The organism is Variovorax sp. GW822-FHT04E09, assembly GCF_058800845.1.
The window spans coordinates 880,289-900,526 of sequence record NZ_JBXAMR010000003.1 but is presented as its reverse complement, the minus strand read 5'-3'; the positions used below and the strand labels follow the sequence as shown (position 1 = coordinate 900,526).

At 68.3% G+C, this 20,238-nt stretch carries 17 protein-coding genes and 2 tRNA genes; 8 read left to right on the top strand and 11 right to left on the bottom strand.

The features are described from left to right. Positions 1–106 precede the first annotated feature (106 nt). Positions 107–412 (top strand): YfhL family 4Fe-4S dicluster ferredoxin, encoded by a 306-nt coding sequence (locus AC1RL8_RS16515; protein ID WP_095949170.1) that lies wholly within the window; start codon positions 107–109, stop codon positions 410–412. Here the strand turns inward: AC1RL8_RS16515 and AC1RL8_RS16510 are convergent. From AC1RL8_RS16510 to AC1RL8_RS16475, 8 genes are all read right to left on the bottom strand, one after another. Then, the gene (locus tag AC1RL8_RS16510) at positions 395–814 is read right to left on the bottom strand and encodes a hypothetical protein (protein WP_492684801.1); all 420 of its coding nucleotides are present in this window, start codon (positions 812–814) and stop codon (positions 395–397) included. The genes AC1RL8_RS16515 and AC1RL8_RS16510 overlap by 18 nt on opposite strands. A 128-nt stretch (positions 815–942) precedes the next feature. Further along, positions 943–1,578, bottom strand: coding sequence for an aminoacyl-tRNA hydrolase (gene pth, locus AC1RL8_RS16505; RefSeq protein ID WP_095949172.1), 636 nt, complete (start codon positions 1,576–1,578; stop codon positions 943–945). An 81-nt stretch (positions 1,579–1,659) separates the two neighbouring features. Then, positions 1,660–2,316 (bottom strand): 50S ribosomal protein L25/general stress protein Ctc, encoded by a 657-nt coding sequence (locus tag AC1RL8_RS16500; RefSeq protein WP_062476274.1) that lies wholly within the window; start codon positions 2,314–2,316, stop codon positions 1,660–1,662. 86 nt (positions 2,317–2,402) lie between these two features. Further along, on the bottom strand, positions 2,403–3,377 hold the full coding sequence (locus AC1RL8_RS16495) for a ribose-phosphate pyrophosphokinase (protein WP_062476346.1): 975 nt from the start codon (positions 3,375–3,377) through the stop codon (positions 2,403–2,405). A gap of 143 nt (positions 3,378–3,520) precedes the next feature. Then, positions 3,521–3,597, bottom strand: a tRNA-Gln gene (locus AC1RL8_RS16490). 71 nt (positions 3,598–3,668) lie between these two features. Continuing rightward, the gene (gene ispE / locus AC1RL8_RS16485; RefSeq protein WP_492684800.1) at positions 3,669–4,550 is read right to left on the bottom strand and encodes a 4-(cytidine 5'-diphospho)-2-C-methyl-D-erythritol kinase; all 882 of its coding nucleotides are present in this window, start codon (positions 4,548–4,550) and stop codon (positions 3,669–3,671) included. Next, on the bottom strand, positions 4,547–5,092 hold the full coding sequence (locus AC1RL8_RS16480; RefSeq protein ID WP_492684799.1) for a lipoprotein insertase outer membrane protein LolB: 546 nt from the start codon (positions 5,090–5,092) through the stop codon (positions 4,547–4,549). The genes ispE and AC1RL8_RS16480 overlap by 4 nt, the downstream gene beginning before the upstream one ends. Further along, on the bottom strand, positions 5,093–6,949 hold the full coding sequence (locus AC1RL8_RS16475; protein ID WP_492684798.1) for a tetratricopeptide repeat protein: 1,857 nt from the start codon (positions 6,947–6,949) through the stop codon (positions 5,093–5,095). Between the two features lie 71 nt (positions 6,950–7,020). Between AC1RL8_RS16475 and mutM the strand changes: the two genes are divergently transcribed. The 3 genes from mutM (at position 7,021) to mutY (ending at position 10,988) form a co-directional block, all read left to right on the top strand. Further along, positions 7,021–7,836, top strand: coding sequence for a bifunctional DNA-formamidopyrimidine glycosylase/DNA-(apurinic or apyrimidinic site) lyase (gene mutM, locus AC1RL8_RS16470; protein ID WP_062476280.1), 816 nt, complete (start codon positions 7,021–7,023; stop codon positions 7,834–7,836). A gap of 103 nt (positions 7,837–7,939) precedes the next feature. Further along, positions 7,940–9,913 carry a dynamin family protein gene (locus AC1RL8_RS16465; RefSeq protein WP_492684797.1) on the top strand — a complete coding sequence of 658 codons (1,974 nt, stop codon included), beginning with the start codon at positions 7,940–7,942 and terminating at the stop codon, positions 9,911–9,913. Positions 9,914–9,953: 40 nt separating this feature from the next. After that, on the top strand, positions 9,954–10,988 hold the full coding sequence (gene mutY, locus AC1RL8_RS16460; protein ID WP_492684879.1) for an A/G-specific adenine glycosylase: 1,035 nt from the start codon (positions 9,954–9,956) through the stop codon (positions 10,986–10,988). A gap of 32 nt (positions 10,989–11,020) precedes the next feature. On the opposite strand, the gene rapZ is transcribed toward mutY, so the two are convergent. Genes rapZ through AC1RL8_RS16445 form a run of 3 tightly spaced genes read right to left on the bottom strand, consistent with a single transcriptional unit; the run spans position 11,021 to position 14,521 of the window. Next, positions 11,021–11,893 carry an RNase adapter RapZ gene (gene rapZ / locus AC1RL8_RS16455; protein WP_062476353.1) on the bottom strand — a complete coding sequence of 291 codons (873 nt, stop codon included), beginning with the start codon at positions 11,891–11,893 and terminating at the stop codon, positions 11,021–11,023. Between the two features lie 2 nt (positions 11,894–11,895). Continuing rightward, positions 11,896–13,578, bottom strand: a complete 1,683-nt coding sequence (recN, locus tag AC1RL8_RS16450; RefSeq protein ID WP_492684796.1) for a DNA repair protein RecN — start codon at positions 13,576–13,578, stop codon at positions 11,896–11,898. Positions 13,579–13,615: 37 nt separating this feature from the next. Further along, positions 13,616–14,521: an NAD kinase gene (locus AC1RL8_RS16445; RefSeq protein WP_070062001.1), complete on the bottom strand. Its 906-nt coding sequence runs from the start codon at positions 14,519–14,521 to the stop codon at positions 13,616–13,618. 31 nt (positions 14,522–14,552) lie between these two features. Here AC1RL8_RS16445 and hrcA point away from each other — a divergent pair, with 31 nt between their 5' ends. From hrcA to AC1RL8_RS16425, 4 genes are all read left to right on the top strand, one after another. Next, positions 14,553–15,560, top strand: a complete 1,008-nt coding sequence (hrcA, locus tag AC1RL8_RS16440) for a heat-inducible transcriptional repressor HrcA (protein ID WP_062476292.1) — start codon at positions 14,553–14,555, stop codon at positions 15,558–15,560. Positions 15,561–15,595: 35 nt separating this feature from the next. After that, positions 15,596–15,672: transfer RNA gene (locus tag AC1RL8_RS16435), tRNA-Ile, on the top strand. Positions 15,673–15,902: 230 nt separating this feature from the next. Further along, positions 15,903–17,060, top strand: coding sequence for an efflux RND transporter periplasmic adaptor subunit (locus AC1RL8_RS16430; RefSeq protein WP_492684795.1), 1,158 nt, complete (start codon positions 15,903–15,905; stop codon positions 17,058–17,060). Positions 17,061–17,079: 19 nt separating this feature from the next. Further along, positions 17,080–20,214 carry an efflux RND transporter permease subunit gene (locus tag AC1RL8_RS16425; RefSeq protein ID WP_492684794.1) on the top strand — a complete coding sequence of 1,045 codons (3,135 nt, stop codon included), beginning with the start codon at positions 17,080–17,082 and terminating at the stop codon, positions 20,212–20,214. Positions 20,215–20,238 lie beyond the last annotated feature (24 nt).

Sequence of the window (20,238 nt, the reverse complement as noted above, 5' to 3'; positions counted from 1 at the left end):
GCCTCGACTGTGACCTTTGTCGCTCCTCGCCGGACCGCCCTGACGCTGGCGGGGGTTCCGCAGGGTCTGCTGGGAGGCCTTCGCCCGGTCCGCCGATAATCCGGGGATGGCCCTCATGATCACCGACGAATGCATCAACTGCGATGTCTGCGAGCCCGAGTGCCCGAACGATGCGATCTACATGGGCGCCGAGTTCTACGAGATCGATCCGCACAAGTGCACCGAGTGCGTCGGCCACTTCGACGAGCCGCAGTGTGTGCAGATCTGCCCGGTGGCCTGCATCCCGGTGAACCCGGACCATGTGGAGACCCGCGAGACGCTGATGCAGAAGTACGTGCGCCTCACGGCGGACAAGGCGGCAGCGCCAGCTTCGGATGCCGCCTCGCCGTCGTCGTCAGCCGGCGCCCTCTGAGCCGGACGGTTTCTTCTTCTTTTTCTTCTTGCCTGTGTCCTTCGGCGCCTCGTCGCCGGTCGAAGGACTGTTGAAGCGCGCGCTCGTCGGGCGGGGCTCGGCCGTGTGCTTGCGCTGGCGGGCCTGGGCGGCCTGTTCTGCGGGCGTGAGCGGTTGCTCGCTCGTGGCGAAGCGCCCGGCATCGAAGGTCGTGGGACTGCGCCGGCCGAGCGCTTCCCGCTCCTGCGACTCTCGGTGGCGCGCCAACCGACCCGCGCTGCGTTCGTTGCGGCGCGTGGCGTCTTCCGACGCCTTGCGGTCCGCCTCGTTGCGCTGGTCGTCCACCTTCACGGTCCGCCCGCCTTCGCAGGGCTGGTCGGAATAGGTGTTGCCGCATCGCCAGGTCTGGGCTGAAGCGCCCATGGATGCAATGGACAGTGCTATTGAAAATATAGCGATTGCCGCTGTTCCAGCCGTCTTCTTGTTCTTTGTCGTCGTTCTTCTTTTTCTCATTTTTTGTTTGCTCTCCCTCCCTGCACTCCCGTGGCCGGCTAGGTGGCGGCAGGCGTCGTGCCTCCGTCGCCGGGCTCCCGCCTCGGCGGCTTGGGCCGCGGCGGCTTGCTCGTGTGAATCATCAGCGTGGCTTTTTCCATCTCGCCGGCCACCAGCGCGGGGGCGGCATGCAAGGTGCGCACGATGGCGTCTTCGATCGCTTCGCGCTGCTCCTTGAGCGGCTTCTTGAGCACCCAGTTGACGACCTCCGACTTCACGCCGGGATGGCCGATGCCCAGGCGCAGGCGCCAGTAGTCGCCGGTGCCGAGCTGGGCGTGGATGTCGCGCAGGCCGTTGTGGCCCGCATGGCTGCCGCCGAACTTGAGCTTGGCCTGGCCGGGCACCACGTCGAGCTCGTCGTGCACCACGAGGATTTCGTCGGGCGCGATCTTGAAGAAGCGCGCCAGCGCGGCCACCGACTTGCCCGACAGGTTCATGAAGGTCTGTGGTTCCAGCAGCCAGATGCTTTGGCCGCCGATGTTCGCGCGCGCCGCGAGGCCGTGGTAGCCGCGCTCGGGCACGAGGTTGAGCTTCCAGTCGCGCGCGAGGGCGTCGATCCACCAGAAGCCGGCGTTGTGGCGCGTGGCTTCGTACTCGGGGCCCGGGTTTCCGAGGCCGACAAACAGCTTGATCATGGCGGGAATTATCTCGCCGCCCCCCAAAGCAAAAGGCCCGCACGGGGCGGGCCTTCTGTTCGCGGACGGAAAGAAAGAGGATTACTTCTTCTTGGCCGTCTTGGCGGCGGGCTTGCCAGCGGCAGCAGCAGCGCCTTCGGCAGCAGCGCCTTCGGCGGCCGGTGCGGGCTCTTCCGAGACCAGCGGCGGCACGGCCGACACGATGACCGGGTTGGTCTTGCCGTGGCTCACGAACTTCACGCCCTTGGGCAGCTTGATGTCGTTGACGTGCAGCGTGGCGTTCTTCTTCAGGCCCGAGAGATCGATCTCGATGAATTCAGGCAGATCGCTCGGCAGGCAGTTGATTTCCAGCTCGGTCATCACGTGGTTCACGAGGTTGTGATCCAGCTTGACGGCGTCGGACTCTTCTTCACCCTTGAAGTGAAGCGGCACCTTCATGTTCATGCGGGTCTTGGCATCGACGCGTTGGAAGTCGATGTGTTGCACCAGCTGGCGGAACGGGTGGTATTGCACGTCGCGCAGCAGCACCTTGGTGACGGCGCCGGCGAGGTCCATTTCGAGGATCGACGAGTGGAAGGCTTCCTTCTTCAGGGCGTGCCACAGCGCGTTGTGATCGATTTCGATCAGTTGCGGCTGGGTGTCACCACCGTAGACGATGCCCGGGGTCTTGCCCGTGATGCGGAGACGGCGGCTCGCACCCGTGCCCTGCTTTGCGCGCTCATAAGCGACGAATTTCATAACTAGCTCCTGTGAGAGTCCACCGCGACCAGTGCGACTCCGGTTCAAAAAGGCCTCCGAAGGAGGCCTGCTTTTTCGCTCTCAGCTCAGAACAGGTTGTCCTGGTCCGAGAACAAACTCATCACCGACTCGCCCTTGGCAATGCGCTGGATCGTTTCGGCGATCAGCGGTGCCACGGAGAGCTGGCGGATCTTTCCGCACGCGACGGCCGCGTCGGAAAGAGGGATGGTGTTGGTGACGACCACTTCGTCCAGGGCCGTGCCCTTGGAGAGGCGTTCGATGGCCGGGCCCGAGAAGATCGGGTGCGTGCAGTAGGCGTACACGCTCTTGGCGCCGCGTTCCTTCAGCACTTCGGCCGCTTTGACCAGCGTGCCGGCCGTGTCGATCATGTCGTCCATGATCACGCAGTTGCGGCCGTCGATCTCGCCGATCACGTTCATGACTTCGCTGACGTTGGCCTTCGGGCGGCGCTTGTCGATGATGGCGAGGTCGCAGTTCAGTTGCTTGGCCAGCGCACGGGCGCGCACCACGCCGCCGACGTCGGGCGAGACCACGATCAGGTCTTCGTAGTTCTTCTGGCGCAGGTCGCCCAGCAGCACGGGCGAGGCGTAGATGTTGTCGACCGGAATGTCGAAGAAGCCCTGGATCTGGTCGGCGTGCAGGTCCATGGTGAGCACGCGCTCGACGCCCACGGTTTCCAGCAGGTTGGCGACCACCTTGGCCGAGATCGGCACGCGGCTCGAACGCGGGCGGCGGTCCTGGCGGGCGTAGCCGAAGTAGGGAATCACGGCGCTGATCCGCTCGGCCGAGGCGCGCTTGAGCGCGTCGACCATGATCAGCAGTTCCATCAGGTTTTCGTTGGTCGGCGCGCAGGTCGACTGCACCACGAACACGTCGCGGGCACGGACGTTCTGGTTGATCTCGACGGTGACTTCGCCGTCGGAGAAGCGACCGACGCGTGCGGCGCCCAGCGAGGTGCCGAGGTTGTGCGCGATTTCTGCAGCAAGGCCGGGATTGGCGTTGCCGGTGAAAACCAAAAAGTCAGGGTGATTGGCCTGCATGAGCGCGTCCGGGCAGTGCAAATGGGCTTGCGGGAAAGCCGCCAAAGGTTTCGAGTCGTGGCGGCCTGTGTGGGCCGCCGATTATTGCAGCCGGTGGACTGCAAAAGAAGCACTGCGGCCATCAGGCCGCAGTTTGAGAGATTTGGCAGGGGAGAAAGGATTCGAACCTTTGCATGCTGGAATCAAAATCCAGTGCCTTAACCAGCTTGGCGACTCCCCTACACAGGTTGATGGTTTGCACCATCCACCGATATATGTCGCATCGAACCGCAGAGCGTTCCGATTATCTCTTCAGGCTGCCCATCCCCAGAGTGGATGAACTGCCAGATTGTCGCATTGTCGAACCTGCCATCCCCGGGGGGCTTCGAGCAGTTCCGCTTCCTGCGGCAATTGCGGCATCTTCGCGAACACCGAACTTCCGGAGCCGGTCATCCGGGCCTTCAATCCTTGCAGTCCGAGCCATTCGATGGCGTCGGTGACTGCGGGGCAAAGCCGTTGGGCAACCGGCTGCAGGTCGTTGTGACCGAAGTCGTAAACCCCGTTGCCGAGGTTTGTGGCTTCTAGCTGTTCGCTATCTGCAGCAAAGCCTGAGATTATAGCAACAGGAGTTGCCCGTTCCAAATCATCCGCAGAAAAAATTAATCGGGTATCGAGTCCCTCGGGTGGTTTGGCCACCACGAAGCGTGCCGGCGGCAGGTTCACGGGGGTGATTTCCTCGCCGATGCCCTCGACCCAGGCGTTGCGTCCGCCGAGGAAGAAAGGCACATCTGCGCCCAGCTTCAGCCCGATCTGTGTCAGGCGCGACAGCGGCAGGTTCAGGTTCCAGAGGCGGTTGAGCGCGAGCAGGCAGGTGGCCGCATCCGACGACCCGCCGCCCATGCCCGCCTGCGCCGGCACGTGCTTGGCAATGCCGATGTGCGCGCCCTGGCCTGGCGCGGCGTGTGCCTGCAGCGCGCGGGCGGCGCGCAGCACGAGGTCGTCGGCCGGCAGCGGCGTGGTGAGGTCTTCGCGGCTGAGCTGGCCGTCGTTGCGCAGCTCGACGTGCAGCGTGTCGCACCAGTCGATCAGCATGAAGACCGACTGCAGCAGGTGGTAGCCGTCGTCGCGCCGCCCGGTGATGTGCAGGAACAGGTTCAGCTTGGCCGGCGCGGGAAGGTCGTAGATCGCCTTCATGAGCGTTCGAACACGATGCGCAGGTCCGCCCTCGGCGCGGGAGATTCGCGCGTGGCCTGCAGCTTGCCGTTCGACAGCTGGCCCAGATCGGCGCGCCAGCCGGGCACGGGATCGGCGCGGCCGTCGAGCCAGCCGAACAGCGCGCCCACCGGAATGGCGGCGCCCGTGGCGGCTTCGATCAGCGCATCGACGGAGTCGTAGCGGCGGGTCTCGCTGCCGTTCTTCAGCAGGGCTTCACCCGGCGCCCAGTGCAGCTGCGCGAGCGTGCTGCCGATGGGCGTGGTCAGTGTCAGGTTGCCGGTTTCGGCTGAGCCGCGCAGCTCGAACAGTGCGGCAAAGGTCTGGACCGGTTCGCTGTCGATGCGCAGCGACATGCGCCCGCTCCAGCTCGTCGATCGCCCGGGCGCGGCAGCCGGGCCGCCCGAGAGCTGGGCGCAGCCCGTGAGCCACAGCAGCAGTGCACCGCCGCCCGCGCCAAGCGCCGCGCGGCGGGTGAGGGACTCATCGCCCCGCGCGGGAGCCGTGTGCGTGATCGATGCCATTCAGGGTTTGACGCGCAGGCGCTTGAGGGTTTCCTGCAGCGTCTCGTTCTCGGCGTCGGTCAGCAGCGATTCTTTCCAGATCGCGACCGCGCGGTCCTTCTGGCCGACCGACCACAGGACTTCGCCGAAATGCGCGCCGATCTCGGGGTCGGGCCGCGTCTTGTAGGCCGCCTCGAGGATGCGGATCGCCTCCGCCGTGTTGCCGAGCCGGAACTCGACCCAGCCCAGGCTGTCGGCAATGAACGGGTCTTCGGGCGCGAGCTGCACCGCCTTCTGGATGAGCGTGCGGGCCTCGTCGAGCCGGATCTTGCGATCGGCAAAGGAGTAGCCCAGCGCGTTGTACGCGTTCTGGCTCTCGGGCTTGAGCGTCATCAGGCGGCGCAGCAGCCGCTCCATGTCGTCCAGGCGATTGAGCTTCTCGGCCATCATGGCCTGGTCGTAGACGAGGTCGCCGTCGTCCGGCGCGGCGGCCGAGGCCTGGGCCAGCAGGTCGTAGGCGGCCTGGTATTGCTTGGCTTCGCGCAGCAGCTGGGTTTCGGCCAGCAGTTTCTGCTTGCGTTCCTCCGCCGTGCGCTCGGGCAGCGCGCGCAGCAGCTCGCGGGCCTGGGGCAGCTTGCCCTGCTTGGCGAGCAGGCTGGCGCGGCGGCCCTGGATGGCGCTCTGGTTGTCAGTGCTGTCGATGCGCGTGATCCAGCGGTCGGCCGCCTGGAAATCCTTGCGCCGCTCGGCCAGCTGCGAGAGCACGAGATACGCCTGAGTCAGCCCGCGCTTGCGGTCGGCGACGTCGCCGGCGTCCTGGCTCTGGCCTGGTGCCGTCATCAGGTCGACGTAGCGCTTGAGCGAGGTTTCGGCCGCCGCTTCCTGGCGGGCCTGCATCTGCAGGCTGCCGAGCAGCAGCCAGGGCTCCGCCAGTTCGGGGCGCGCGGCGGTCAGGGTCTGCAGCTGCGTGCTGGCGTCGCTGAAGCGGCGGTTCTCGACCAGTGTGCGCGCATAGGCGATGCGCAGGTCGGGCGAGGCCTTGGGGTTGTTCGCGAGGTAGCGCGTGACGATCGGCTCGGCCAGCGGCTGGCCCGGGTCGATGAGCTCGAGTGCCAGCGCCGAGGGTGCCTCAGACGACGGGTCGATGGCCTGCCCCTTGCGCGCGGCGTCCAGCGCCCCCGAGGGGTCGCCAGCGTTCAGGCGCAGCCGGCCCACGGTGGCCCAGGCCAGTCCGCCGGTGGTCGGGCTCTTGAGTTCGTCGACCAGCGCCTGTTCGACCACCGAGGCGGCGAGCTTCTTGTCGGCGGCGCGGCCGTAGGTGCGCGCGATCACCGCCATCAGCAGGGGGCGTTCGATCTGCGAGGTGGCGGCCACTTCGGCACGCAGCGGTTCGACGGTTTCGCTGATGCGGTTCAGCGCGATCAGGATCTGCAGCTCGATGCGCCGGGCATCGCGCGAATTGGGCAAGGCTTCCTGCCAGGCGCGCGCCGCGGAGATCGCGGCGTCGCCGGAGCGCGACTGCAGCGCGATTTCGACCGCGCGCTGGAACAGCTTGCCGTCGCGCAGGCGCCGGGCGGCGTCGAGCACCAGCGAATAGCCGGAGCCGGGGTCGCCGGAGCGGGCGGTGATCTCGCCCATGAGAATTTCATAGAACAGGTCGGCCGTCAGCGCCGACGGCTGCGCGGCTTCGGCGGCCGGCTTGGCGGCGGCAGGGGCCGTCCGGGGGCGCACCGGCGGCTTCGGCGGTGCCGTGCGCTCGATGGCGGGGGGTGGGTTGCCGGCGGCGGTGGGTTCAAGAGACTGTGCGTGCGTTGTGTAGGCAAGCAGCACGAGAGACGCGGCCGCCGCAAGGCGGTGACGGCGGGGCGATGGATTCATCTGACCATAATAATCCAGCCATTTGAACGAGCGCCGCATGGGGCTTCGTCGCTGCCGGAGTTTTACTTTTCATGCCTGAACTACCCGAAGTCGAAGTCACCCGGCGCGGCTTTGCCGATCGCATCGCCGGCGCGCGCATCGAGTCCGTGCGCATCGGCAAGCCGCTGCGCTGGGCGCTGATGGTGGTGCCGCAGGCGCTGGTCGGGCGCCGCGTGCGCGAGGTGCGCCGTCGCGGCAAGTACCTGCTCATCGACCTGGACCGCGGGCTGCTGCTGCTGCACCTGGGCATGTCGGGCAGCCTGCGCTTCGACATCCACCTGCCGGAGCCCGGCGTGCACGACCACTTCGATCTGGTCACCGAACTCGGGACCCTGCGGCTGAACGACCCGCGCCGCTTCGGTGCCGTGGTCTACGTGGACGACGAAGAGGCGCCCTGGGCCCTCAAGCTGCTCGGCGGACTGGGCATGGAGCCGCTGGGCGATGCCTTCGACCTCGACGCCTTCCATGCCGGGCTGAAGAAACGCCGCACGGCCATCAAGCAGGTGCTGCTCGCGGGCGACGTGGTGGTGGGTGTCGGCAACATCTACGCGTCGGAGGCGCTGTTCATCGCCGGCATCCGCCCGACCCTGTCGGCGGCGCGCATCAGCCGGCCGCGCGCCGCGAAACTGCACGCGGCGGTGCGCGACATCCTGGCGCGGGCGGTGGAGAAGGGCGGCAGCACCTTGCGCGACTTCTCGAACGTGGATGGGCAAAGCGGCTACTTCCAGCTCGAAGCGACCGTCTACGGGCGCACGGGCGAGCCGTGCCGTGTGTGCGGCACGCCGATCCGGCAGCTGAAACAGGGGCAGCGCTCTACTTATTACTGCCCCCATTGCCAGAAATCCTAGAGAAGGCGCGCCCGGTGGCGGCTGCTTCGGGGCAAACTCCTGCCGGTACCCCGTTCGCCATGTGGCGATGTTATATTTGTAAATTCTTACTTACATCTTCCCCTTGAGCCGCTCTTTCAACCAACAGCTCGATCAGCACGGCGCCTGGCGGAGCAACTTCGCACGCCGCCTTCAGTGGCTGTCCCGTTGGCTGACCGACAACGAGCTGCTCGACCAGGCCGTGGCCGAACGGCTGCGCGCCCTCGAAGACCAGATCCGCACCAGCAAGGTCATGGTGGCCTTCGTGGCCGAGTTCTCGCGCGGCAAGTCGGAGCTGATCAACGCGATCTTCTTTGCCGGCTACGGCCGGCGGATCATGCCGGCCAGCGCCGGGCGCACCACGATGTGCCCGACCGAGCTGGGCTACGACGCCGCCCTGGCGCCCAAGCTGCGCCTGCTGCCCATCGAAACCCGCCTGGAACCGCATTCGCTCGCCCACTGGCGCGAGCGGCCCACGCGCTGGACCGAGTTGCCCATCGAGGTGGGCGACGCCGAGCAACTGGCCCGCGCCATGGGCAAGGTGGCCGAAGTCCGCTGGGTGAGCAAGGACGAAGCCCGCGCGCTCGGCTTCTGGAACCCCGAGACGCCCGACGACAACCCGGTGCAGGACGCCGAAGGCCGCGTCGAGATTCCGCGTTGGCGTCATGCGGTGCTCAACATGCCGCACCCGCTGCTCGAGCAGGGCCTCGTGATCCTCGACACGCCCGGCCTGAATGCGATCGGTGCCGAGCCCGAACTCACCGTGAGCCTGATCCCGCAGGCGCATGCCGTGGTTTTCATCCTGGGCGCCGAAACCGGCGTGACCCGCTCCGACCTGTCGATCTGGCGCGAGCACCTGATCACCGGCGACGACAGCCACGACACGCGCTTCGTGGTGCTCAACAAGATCGACACGCTGTGGGACACGCTGAGCACCCCGACGCAGATCGGGCAGCAGATCGAGCGCCAGCGTGAAGGCGCGGCCCGGCTGCTCGAAGTGCCGCTGGCGCAGGTGCTGCCGGTGTCGGCGCAGAAGGGCCTGCAGGCCAAGATCGCTCACGACGCGACCCTGCTCGACGCCAGCCGGCTGCCGGCGCTCGAGGCGCTGCTCGGCGAAGGCGTGCTTGGCAAGCGCGAGACCATGCTGCGGCTCGCAGTCGACGCTGGCATGACCGCGCTGCGCACCGAGGCCGAGCGTCTGCTGAAGGTGCGCCAGCGTGACCTGTCGGAGCAGGCGCTCGAACTGCAGGGCCTGCGCGGCAAGAACGTGTCGGTGATCCGCCACATGCGTGCGCGCATCGACCAGGAACACGCCGAATTCGAGGGTAGCAACACCCGCATCCTGGCGCTGCGCTCGGTGCAGGGCAAGCTGCTGCGCGAGGTGTACGCGGTGCTCGGGCGCACGGCGCTCAAGGCCGACATGGTCAAGCTGGCCGCGGCGCTCAAGCGCCCCGGCGTCAAGTTCAACGTGCGCAAGGTGTACGGCGAAACCTTCGATGCGCTGCGCAACAACCTGCGCGAAGTGCAGGCGACGACGGCCGAGATCCAGTCGATGCTGCACGCCACCTTCCGCCAGCTCAACGCCGAGCAGGGCTTCACGCTGCAGGCGCCGGCCGAGCCCGACCTGAGCGGCTTCGAGCAGGAGCTGGGCCAGATCGAGCGCAGCCACATCCACTACCTGGGCGTGGGCAACCTGATCAAGCTCGCGCAGGCCGACTTCTGCGACAAGCTCGTGCGCGCGCTGGCCAGCCGGCTGCGGCTTGTCAACGAAGCCGCCATGACCGAGGTCGAGCGCTGGAGCAAGGGCGCGAGCGCGCAGATCGATGCGCAGCTCAAGGAGCGCCGCCGCAATTTCAGCAAGCGCATCGAGGCGATCGAACGCATCCAGAACGCCGCGGGCAGCCTCGACGACCGGCTGGCCGAGATCGCCGCGCAAGAAAGCCACCTAGCCGCGCTGCAGGAGCGGCTGCACGAGTTCACCTCGCTGATCGCGCAGCACGGCAGCCAGCCGCCTGCCGCGGCCGCCGCCATCGCGGGCGAGCAACTGCGTGCGGCCTGAGCGCAACGCCGCGCGGGCGGCCGTCTCTCCTTCCCTGTCGCTGCCCCCCGATTTCGCGGCACAGGTCGTGCGCTGGCAGCGCAGCCATGGGCGCAGCGAGCTACCGTGGCAGAACACGCGCGATCCGTACCGCGTCTGGCTCTCGGAAGTGATGCTCCAGCAGACCCAGGTCACGACCGTGTTGGGCTACTTCGCACGCTTTCTCGAACGTTTTCCCGACGTGGCGGCGCTGGCCGCCGGCACCGAGGACGAGGTGTTCGGCCTGTGGAGCGGGCTGGGCTACTACAGCCGCGCGCGCAACATGCATCGTTGCGCGCAGGAGGTGGTCGCGCGCTTCGGCGGCGCCTTTCCGCACACCGCCGCCGAACTCGTGACCCTGCCCGGCATCGGTCGTTCGACGGCTGCGGCCATCGCGGCGTTCTGTTTCGGCGAGCGCGTGGCCATCCTCGACGGCAACGTGAAGCGCGTGCTGACGCGCGTGCTCGGCTTCGATGGCGACATGTCGTCGGCGGCGCAGGAGCGCGCGCTGTGGGACCTCGCCACGCAGCTGCTCCCGCCCGACGGCCAGCGCGAGGCGGTGGCGCACTACACGCAGGGCCTGATGGACCTGGGCGCCACGGTCTGCCTGCCGCGCAAGCCCAGCTGCATGATCTGCCCGGTGAACGCCAGCTGCGTGGGCCTGCGCCAGGGCACGCCCGAGCGCTACCCGGTGAAGACGCGCAAGCTCAAGCGCAGCGCCCAGTCGCTGTGGGTGCTGCTGGCGCGCGACGCGCAAGGGCGCGTGTGGCTGGAGAAGCGGCCCGCCAAGGGCATCTGGGCGGGGCTGCATTGCCTGCCGGTGTTCGACAGCCACGACGACCTGCTCGCGGCCCTGCCGTCGGGCGCGGCGCACGACACGCAGGAACTGCCGCCCTTCGTGCACGTGCTGACCCACAAGGACCTGCACCTGCACCCCGTGCTGCTGCAGGGCGTCCAGCCGCAAGGCGAGGGCGCACGCTGGGTCGAGGCGCAGGAGTGGAGCCGGCTGGGGCTGCCCGCCCCGATGCGCAAGCTGCTGGAAACCGCCGAGGCCTGAGCGGCTCCGGCGGTAGGCCGGCTTCGCCGCCGTCAGGCGTCGAGTTCGCGGTGGCGCTTGAGTGCGCCCCAGCGGGCGCCGAAGGCGCGCGCCAGCTGCTCGACCAGGAACACCGACCGGTGCTGCCCGCCCGTGCAGCCGATGGCCACCGTCACGTAGCTGCGGTGGTCGCGCGCCAGGGCGTCGAGCCAATGCGTCAGGAACTGCTCGATGTCGTCGAACATGCGCGCCACGTCGTCGTGCTCGCGCAGCCATTCGATCACCGGCTCGTCGCGGCCCGTCAGTGCGCGCAGCGCCGGCACGTAGTGCGGGTTGGGCAGCATGCGCACGTCGAACACGTAGTCGGCATCGAGCGGCACGCCGCGCTTGAAGGCGAACGATTCGAACACCAGCGTCAGCGCGTTCTGCGGCGCCGAGATCAGCCCCTTGATGTAGCTCTGCAGCTGTGCGGGGCGGATGAGGCTGGTGTCGATCACGTCGGCGCCATCGCGCAGGTCGGCCAGCAGCTCGCGTTCGAGTTCGATGGCCTGCACCAGCACGCGGTGCTGCTCGGGCACGTCGGTGCGGCTTTCCTGGCGCGAGAGCGGGTGGCGCCGGCGTGTTTCCGAGTAGCGGCGCAACAGCGCATCGGTGGTCGCGTCGAGGAACAGCGAGCGCAGCGAGACGCCATCGGCGCGCAGTGCTTCGAGCTGCTGCGGCACGATCGGCAGCGACACGCCGCTGCGCACGTCCATCGCAATTGCCACGCGCGTGGCCTGCTGCTCGTGCTGCAGCGCGATGAAGGCCGTGAGCAGCTCAGGCGGCAGGTTGTCGACGCAGTAGTAGCCGGCGTCTTCCAGCGCGTGCAGCGCCACCGACTTGCCGGAGCCCGACATGCCGGTGATGAGGACGAGGTCGAGGTTCATGTTCATGGGGCGGTCGCCGGCGTCTTGTGGCCCAGCATTTCGCGCGCATGGGCCAGCGAGGTGGCCGACACCTTTTCGCCGCCCAGCATGCGGGCGATTTCGCGGGCGCGGTCGTCGGCGGCGAGGCGCGACACGCCGCTTTCGGTGCGCGGGCCGTCCGTGCCGGCCGCCGTCGTCTGGCGCTTGGCTACCACGAGGTGGTGGTCGGCGCAGGCTGCCACCTGGGGCAGGTGGGTCACGGCGAGCACCTGGCGGTCGCGGCCGAGCTGCTTCATGAGGCGGCCCACGGTTTCGGCCACCGCTCCGCCGACGCCGGCATCGACCTCGTCGAAGATCAGCGTCTGCGCGGCGCCCAGTTCGCTGGTCGTCACGGCGATGGCCAGTGCGATGCGCGAGAGCTCACCACCCGAGGCCACCTTGCCGATGGCGCGCGGCGTGCTGCCGGCGTGGCCAGCCACCAGGAACGAGATTTCTTCGAGGCCGGCGCGGCCGGGCTGTGCCAGCGGCTGCAGGTCGACGTCGAAGCGCCCGCCCTGCATGCCCAGGCCCTGCATCGCCTGCGTGACGGCTTGGGCCAGGCGCGGCGCGGCCTGCTTGCGGATCTTGCCGAGGGCCTTGGCTTCCTTCATGTAGGCCTGCTGGGTGTTCTGCTCGGCGCGTTCCAGGCCTTCGAGGTCGCTTTGCGCGTCGAGCGCCTGCAGCTCCGCCTGCCAGCCGGCCAGCAGCGCGGGCAGCTCGGCGGGCGTGCGCTTGTAGCGGCGCGCGAGCGACATCCACAGGCCCATGCGCTCGTCGAGTTCGGCGAGGGTCTTGGGATCGGTGTCGGTGTCGCGCAGGTAGCCGTGCAGCGAGTGGGCCGCGTCCGAGGCCTGTGCGACGCAGGAGGCCAGCACCTCGCCCAGCGTGCGGAATTCGGGCTCGATGTGCTCGCAGTTCTGCAGCAGCGTCGCGGCGCGCGTGAGCGCGGCGAGGGCGCCGTTGTCGTCGTCTTCGAGCGCCTGGCTCGCGCCCTGGGCGGCGTCGATGAGCGCCTGCGCGTTCGAGATGCGCGAGTGGTGGGCCGAGAGCTCGTCCCACTCGTCGGCGCCCGGCGCGAGCTTGGCGACTTCGGAAATCTGCCATTGCAGCCGCTCGCGCTCGCGCTGCAGCGAGTCTTGCGCCGAGCGTGCGTGCTCGAGCGCCGAGAGCGCCTGGCGCCAACTCTGCCAGGCGGCGTCGAGCGCGTCGGTGCGCGCGCCGGCGTAGGCGTCGAGCAGGCCGCGCACGGCCTCGGGGCGGGTCAGGCTCTGCCAGGCGTGCTGGCCGTGGATGTCGAGCAGGCGGTCGCCGAGTTCGCGCAGCTGCGTGGCGGTGGCGGGGCTGCCGTTGATCCAGCCGCGGCTGCGTCCCTGCTGGTCGACCGTGCGGCGCAGCAGCAGGCCGTCGCCCGCCTCGAAGCCGCCTTCGTCGAGCCAGCCGGCCAGGGCCGGGTCGGCGTCGAATTCGGCGCTCACGTCGAGCCGCTCGGCGCCTTCGCGCACGGCACCGGCGTCGGCGCGGTTGCCCAGCGCCAGCTGCAGCGCGTCGATCAGGATGGACTTGCCGGCGCCGGTTTCCCCGGTCAGCACCGTGAAGCCGGCGGACAGGTCGAGTTCAAGGGACCGCACGATCACGAAGTCGCGCAGTGCGATGCGTCGCAAAGCCATCTCAGTTCGTCCTCAAGCTGGGGGCGTGGTCCTTCATTCAGGAGCCCCCTTCGTTCCAATGGAGTTTTTTCCGCAGCGTGTCGAAGTAGCTCCAGCCCCGCGGGTGCAGGAAGCGCACCCGGAAGTCGGAGCGGCGCACCACCACGCGGTCGCCGATGGCGAGCGAGGCGAGCGACTGCATGTCGAAATTGGCGCTGGCGTCGCGCCCGCTCACCAGCTCGATCACGATCTCGTCGGCGTCGGGCAGCAGCACGGGGCGGTTCGACAGCGTGTGCGGCGCAATCGGCACCATCACCCAGCCCGGCACCGCCGGATGCAGCAGCGGCCCGCCGGCCGACAGCGCGTAGGCCGTAGAGCCCGTGGGCGACGCGATGATCAGCCCGTCGGCGCGCTGGTTGGCCACGAAATGGCGGCCCACCGACACGCGCATCTCGACCATGCCCGAGGTGGCGCCGCGGTTGACCACCACGTCGTTCATCGCGAGCGCGTCGAACACCAGGGCCTCATCGCGGATCACCTGCGCGTGCATCAGGCTGCGGTGGTCTTCTTCGTATTCGCCGGCCAGCATCGGGATCAGCGTGGCCTGGTAGTTGTCCAGCGGGATGTCGGTGATGAAGCCCAGCCGGCCGCGGTTGATGCCGATGAGCGGGATGCCGTAGCACGCGAGCTGCCGGCCGATGCCGAGCATGGTGCCGTCACCGCCGACCACGAGGCCGAGGTCGCAGCGCTGGCCGATTTCTTCGACCGACAGCGCCTGGTAGCGCGGGTGGGGCGGTGCGTCGGTGTCCTCGCAGGACGAACGCTCCACGAACACCGTGCAACCCTGCGATTCGAGGAAGGCGCCGATGCCCTCCATCACGCCGTCGCGCGCATCGGCCTGCGCCCGGGCGCCGGAAGCCTGGTATTTGCCGATCAGGGCGACGTGACGAAAGCGTGAGGTCATAGCTCACAAATTACAACACTAAAATCTTGCAATGCTGGACGACCGTGCCAAGTTGCTGTTGAAGACGCTGGTCGAGCGTTACATCGCCGATGGGCAACCCGTCGGATCACGCACGCTCTCGCGTTCGGCGGGGCTGGATCTCTCGCCGGCGACCATCCGCAACGTGATGTCCGACCTCGAGGCGCTGGGGCTCATTGCCAGCCCACACACCTCGGCCGGGCGCGTGCCGACCACGCGCGGCTACCGGCTCTTCGTCGACACCATGCTGACCGCGCAGCGCGAGCAGATGAGCACGCCGAGCCTGGCGGCCGACCAGCCGCAGAAGGTGATCGCCAACGCCGCGCACCTGCTGTCGAACCTGTCGCAGTTCGTGGGCGTCGTGATGGCGCCGCGGCGCGTCTCGGTGTTCAAGCAGATCGAATTCTTGCGCCTGTCGGAGCGGCGGCTGCTGGTGATCATCGTCTCGCCCGACGGCGACGTGCAGAACCGCGTGATCTTCCCGGAATCCGACTACTCGCAGTCGCAGCTGGTGGAAGCCTCGAATTACATCAACGCGCACTTCGCGGGCCTGACGATCGAGCAGGTGCGCGACCGCCTGCAGTCCGAGGTCGAGAAGCTGCGCGGTGAAATCGCCGCGCTGATGCAGGCCGCGGTGCAGGTCAGCTCCGAAGTGCTCACCGATGCGCAGGCCGACGACGTTGTGATTTCGGGCGAGCGCAACCTGCTGTCGGTGACCGATTTTTCCAGCGACATGGGGCAGCTGCGGCGCGCCTTCGATCTTTTTGAAGAGAAGGCGCAGCTGATGCGGCTGCTCGACGTGTCGAGCAAGGCCGAGGGCGTGCGCATCTTCATCGGCGGCGAAAGCCAGGTCGTGCCCTTCGAGGAGCTGTCCATCGTCAGCGCCAATTACGAGGTGGACGGCCAGGTGGTCGGTACGCTGGGCGTGATCGGCCCGACCCGCATGCCGTACGACCGCATGATCCAGATCGTCGACATCACGTCGCGGCTGGTGAGCAACGCGCTGAGCCACCGCAAGTAAGCGGCTGCGCGCGGCGCATAGAATCGGGCCCGCGTGGGCCGTTAGCTCAGTTGGTTAGAGCAGCGGACTCATAATCCGTTGGTCGAGTGTTCAAGCCACTCACGGCCTACCACCACACATTCCCCCTCTGTAGACACTCCGACGAAGGCCGCATTGCGCGGCCTTTTTCCTTGCAACTGCGAGGGCGCGAGCGAGGCCTGTGGCCGCCGCCGATTTCACCTACGGCAAACACAGGATTCCTTCAGGTTGCAATGCAACATCGAAGGCAGAATGCACCATTTGAGTGCAAATGTAACGAGCCGGGTGATCCCTGCGCGCGCCGCACTGCGATTCCCGATGGCCATGACCCCGCTTTTCAAGCTCCTGCTTCCGATGTCCCTGCTCGCGCTCGCTGCATGCGGCGCCAAGCAGGCTTCCACCACCGATGACGCGCCGCCCGAAGTCGGCGTGGTGGCGCTGCACGCCAGCGACGTGGCCGTGCATACCGAGCTCGCGGGCCGCACAGCCGCCTACCGCGTCTCCGAGGTGAGGCCACAGGTCAACGGCATCGTGCGCAAGCGGCTGTTCGAAGAGGGCGGCATGGTCCGCGCGGGCCAGGTGCTGTACGAGATCGAGCCCGGCCCGTTCGAGGCCGCGCACGAGCAGGCGCAGGCCACGCTGGCCACCTCGCAGGCCACCATCGCCAGCCTGCGCGGCAAGGCCGATCGCTTTGGCGAACTGGTCAAGGCCAATGCCGTGAGCAGGCAGGAACACGAAGAGGCGCAGGCGGCGCTGGTGCAGGCGCAAGCCGGCGTGAAGGCCGCGCAGGCGGCCGTGAAGGCGGCGCGCATCAACCTCGACTTCACGCGCATCACCGCGCCCATCGCGGGACGCATCGGCCGCTCCGCCGTGACCGAAGGCGCGCTCGTGGCGCCGGGCCAAGCGATGGCGCTGGCCACGATCCAGCGGCTCGACCCGATCTACGTCGACGTGGTGCAGTCGAGCCTGGCGTTGACGAAGCTCAAGCGCCGCTTCATCTCGGGCGACATGGCGCCGGCCAGCACCAAGGTGAGCCTGCGCATGGAAGACGGCCTGCCTTACCCGCATGCCGGCACGCTGAAGTTCTCCGAGGTGGCCGTCGACGAGGCCACCGGTTCGGTCACGCTGCGCGCCGAATTCCCGAACCCGCAAGGGCTGCTGCTGCCGGGCATGTACGTGCGCGCGCAGGTCGAGTCCGGCGTGGTGCGCCAGGCCATCCTGGCGCCGCAGCGCGGCGTGGCCCGCAACGAGAAGGGCGAGCCGACCGCGCTGGTGGTGGCGGCCGACAACAAGGTCGAGCTGCGCGCGCTCGAGGTGCGCAGCACCGAGGGCGAGCACTGGGTCGTGACCCGGGGCCTGCGCGAGGGCGACCGCCTGGTGGTCGATGGCCTGCAGCGCGCGCGCCCTGGCGAAAAAGTGAAGCCGGTGCCGGTGTCCACGGCAGGCGCGTCATCCGCCGCTGCGCCTTCGCCGGCCGATTGATCAGAAGCGACAACCTCCCGTGATCGCTCATTTCTTCATCCAGCGGCCCGTCTTCGCCTGGGTCATTGCCATCCTCATCATGCTGGCGGGCGGCGTGGCCATTCGCACGTTGCCGGTGTCGCAGTACCCGGACATCGCGCCACCGACCGTGGTCGTGTCGGCCAACTACCCCGGCGCCTCGGCGCAGGCGGTGGAAAACAGCGTCACGCAGGTGCTCGAGCAGCAGCTCAAGGGCATCGACGGCCTGATGTACTTCAAGTCGACCAGCAGCGCCGCCGGCTGGGCCGAGATCAACGTCACTTTCCGCCAGGGCATCGGCCCCGACACCGCACAGGTGCAGGTGCAGAACAAGGTCAGCCAGGCCACCAGCCGGCTGCCGCAGGCGGTGCAGCAGCAGGGCGTGACGGTTGCCAAGTCGCAGAACAACTTCCTGCTGATCGTGGCGCTCTACGACGAGACCGGCCAGCGCACCGACACCGACATCGCCGACTGGATGGCCAGCAACCTGCGCGACCCGATCAGCCGCGTCGACGGCGTGGGTTCGGTGCAGGCCTTCGGCGCGGCGTACGCCATGCGCATCTGGCTCGACCCGCACCGGCTGGCGAGCTACCAGCTGATGCCGTCCGACGTCACGGCCGCCATCACCGCGCAGAACACGCAGGTGTCGGTGGGCGAGATCGGCGCGCGGCCGTCGGCGCCGACGCAGCACCTGAACGCCACCGTCACCGCGATGTCGCGGCTGCAGACGCCCGACCAGTTCAAGGCCATCGTGCTCAAGACGCAGGCCGACGGTGCCGTGGTGCGGCTGGGCGACGTGGCGCGGGTGGAAATCGGCAGCGAGTCGTACGCCGAGACCACGCGCCTGAACGGCCACCCGGCCGCGGGCTCGGCTGTGATGCTGGCGCCCGGCGCCAACGCGCTGACCACGGCCCGCGCGGTGAAGGCGCGCATCGCCGAGCTCGAACGCTCGCTGCCCGCGGGCCTGCGCGTGGCCTACGCGGAAGACACGACGCGCTTTGTCAAGATCTCGATCCAGTCGGTCATCCGGACGCTGCTGGAGGCCATCGCGCTGGTGGTGGTCGTGATGTTCCTCTTCCTGCAGAACTGGCGCGCCACGGTGATCCCCGCGATCACCGTGCCGGTGGTGCTGCTGGGCACCTTCGGCGTGCTGGCGGCCTTCGGCTATTCGATCAACGTGCTCACGCTGTTCGGCATGGTGCTGGCCATCGGCCTGCTGGTGGACGACGCGATCGTGGTGGTGGAGAACGTCGAGCGCGTCATGCACGAAGAGGGGCTCGATGCGAAGGCGGCCACGATCAAGTCGATGAAGGAGATCACCGGCGCGCTGGTCGGCATCGCGGTGGTGGTGTCGGCGGTGTTCCTGCCCATGGCCTTCTTCGGCGGCTCGGTGGGCGTGATCTACCGGCAGTTCTCGGTGACCATCATCGCGTCGATGGTGCTGTCGGTGGTGGTGGCCATCGTGCTCATCCCGGCGCTGTGCGCGCGCTTCCTGAAGGCCGGCGTGCCGCCGCGCACGCGCGGCTTCCTGGGCGCGTTCAATCGCCGCTTCGACGCCGCGCAGGGCCGCTATGTGGGCGTGCTGGGCCGCATCCTGCGCAAGCCGCTGCGCTTCACGGCGGTGTATGTCGCCATCGTGGCCGGCATGGGCCTGCTGTACCTGAGCCTGCCCGGCGGCTTCCTGCCGGAAGAGGACCAGGGCAGCGTGATGGTGATCGCGACGCTGCCGGCCGGCGCCACCTCGGGCCGTACCGACGAAGTGAACCGCACCATCGAAAAGCATTTTCTCGAGACCGAGAAGGACACGACCGACACCATCTTCACGCTCACCGGCTGGAGCTACAGCGGCTCGGGGCAGAACATGGGCATGACGTTTGTCTCGCTGAAGGACTGGTCCGAGCGCGCCAGTGCCGACAAGCGCGCGCACGCCATCGTCGAGCGTGCCGGCAAGGCGCTGGCCAAGCAGCAGCGCGACGCCGAGGTCTTCGGCATGGTGCCGCCGCCCATCGAGGGGCTGGGTGAGTCGAACGGCTTCGAGTTCTGGCTGCAGGACATCTCGGGCATGGGCGCCGAGCGGCTGTTGCAGGCGCGCGAAAAGCTGGTGCGCGAGGCCAACAAGGACCCGCGCCTGCAGTCGGTGCGCGCCAACAGCGTGGCGGGCACGCCGCAGTTGCAGGTCGACATCGACCAGCTGAAGGCCTCGGCGCTGCGGCTGTCGCTGGACGACGTGAACACCACGCTGGGCATTGCCTGGGGCGGCAGCTACGTCAACGACTTCATCGACCGCGGCCGCGTGAAGCGCGTGTACGTGCAGGCCGACGCACCGTACCGCTCGGCGCCGGACGACATCGGCCAGTGGTTCGTGCGCGGCAGCACGGGCGCGATGACGCCGTTCTCGGCCTTTGCCACCACGCGCTGGTCGCAGGGCGCCTCGCAGCTGGAGCGCTACAACGGCCTGCCCGCGGTGCAGATCCAGGGCGCGGCCGCGCAGGGCACGAGCTCGGGCACGGCCATGGCGGCCATCGAGACCCTCGCGAAGAAGCAGAGCGGCACGGGCCAGGCCTGGAGCGGCCTGTCGTACCAGGAGCGGCTGTCGGGCGGGCAGGCGCCGCTGCTGTTCGCGCTGTCGATCCTCGTGGTGTTCCTGTGCCTGGCGGCGCTGTACGAGAGCTGGTCGGTGCCGGTGTCGGTGATGCTGGTGATTCCGCTGGGCGTGCTCGGCGCGGTGATCGCGGCAGCGCTGCGCGGGCTGTCGAACGACATCTACTTCCAGGTCGGCCTGCTCGCGACCATCGGCCTGTCGGCCAAGAACGCGATCCTGATCATCGAGTTCGCGGAGGCGGCGCTGCGCCGTGGCGTGCCGCTGCTCGAAGCGGTGGCCGAAGGCGCGCGCCTGCGGCTGCGGCCGATCCTGATGACCTCGCTGGCCTTCCTGGCGGGCGTGATCCCGCTGGCGGTGGCCACCGGCGCGGGCTCGGGCAGCCAGGTCGCGATCGGCACCGGCGTGTTCGGCGGCGTGCTTGCGGCGACAGCACTGGGCATCTTCTTCGTGCCGCTGTTCTACCTGCTGGTGAAGCGCGTGGCCGCAAGGCTGATGGGGCGCAAGGCGCAGGAGGGCGGCGAACAGGTGGCCTGAGGCCGTCGCATCACAAGGTCGTGA

Excerpts from the sequence above, each read along its gene's own strand:
- AC1RL8_RS16515 (WP_095949170.1), top strand. The coding sequence starts at position 107 with ATGGCCCTCATGATCACCGACGAATGCATCAACTGCGATGTCTGCGAG.
- AC1RL8_RS16510 (WP_492684801.1), bottom strand. The coding sequence starts at position 814 with ATGGGCGCTTCAGCCCAGACCTGGCGATGCGGCAACACCTATTCCGAC.
- pth (WP_095949172.1), bottom strand. The coding sequence starts at position 1,578 with ATGATCAAGCTGTTTGTCGGCCTCGGAAACCCGGGCCCCGAGTACGAA.
- AC1RL8_RS16500 (WP_062476274.1), bottom strand. The coding sequence starts at position 2,316 with ATGAAATTCGTCGCTTATGAGCGCGCAAAGCAGGGCACGGGTGCGAGC.
- AC1RL8_RS16495 (WP_062476346.1), bottom strand. The coding sequence starts at position 3,377 with ATGCAGGCCAATCACCCTGACTTTTTGGTTTTCACCGGCAACGCCAAT.
- ispE (WP_492684800.1), bottom strand. The coding sequence starts at position 4,550 with ATGAAGGCGATCTACGACCTTCCCGCGCCGGCCAAGCTGAACCTGTTC.
- AC1RL8_RS16480 (WP_492684799.1), bottom strand. The coding sequence starts at position 5,092 with ATGGCATCGATCACGCACACGGCTCCCGCGCGGGGCGATGAGTCCCTC.
- AC1RL8_RS16475 (WP_492684798.1), bottom strand. The coding sequence starts at position 6,949 with ATGAATCCATCGCCCCGCCGTCACCGCCTTGCGGCGGCCGCGTCTCTC.
- mutM (WP_062476280.1), top strand. The coding sequence starts at position 7,021 with ATGCCTGAACTACCCGAAGTCGAAGTCACCCGGCGCGGCTTTGCCGAT.
- rapZ (WP_062476353.1), bottom strand. The coding sequence starts at position 11,893 with ATGAACCTCGACCTCGTCCTCATCACCGGCATGTCGGGCTCCGGCAAG.
- recN (WP_492684796.1), bottom strand. The coding sequence starts at position 13,578 with ATGGCTTTGCGACGCATCGCACTGCGCGACTTCGTGATCGTGCGGTCC.
- AC1RL8_RS16445 (WP_070062001.1), bottom strand. The coding sequence starts at position 14,521 with ATGACCTCACGCTTTCGTCACGTCGCCCTGATCGGCAAATACCAGGCT.
- hrcA (WP_062476292.1), top strand. The coding sequence starts at position 14,553 with ATGCTGGACGACCGTGCCAAGTTGCTGTTGAAGACGCTGGTCGAGCGT.
- AC1RL8_RS16430 (WP_492684795.1), top strand. The coding sequence starts at position 15,903 with ATGACCCCGCTTTTCAAGCTCCTGCTTCCGATGTCCCTGCTCGCGCTC.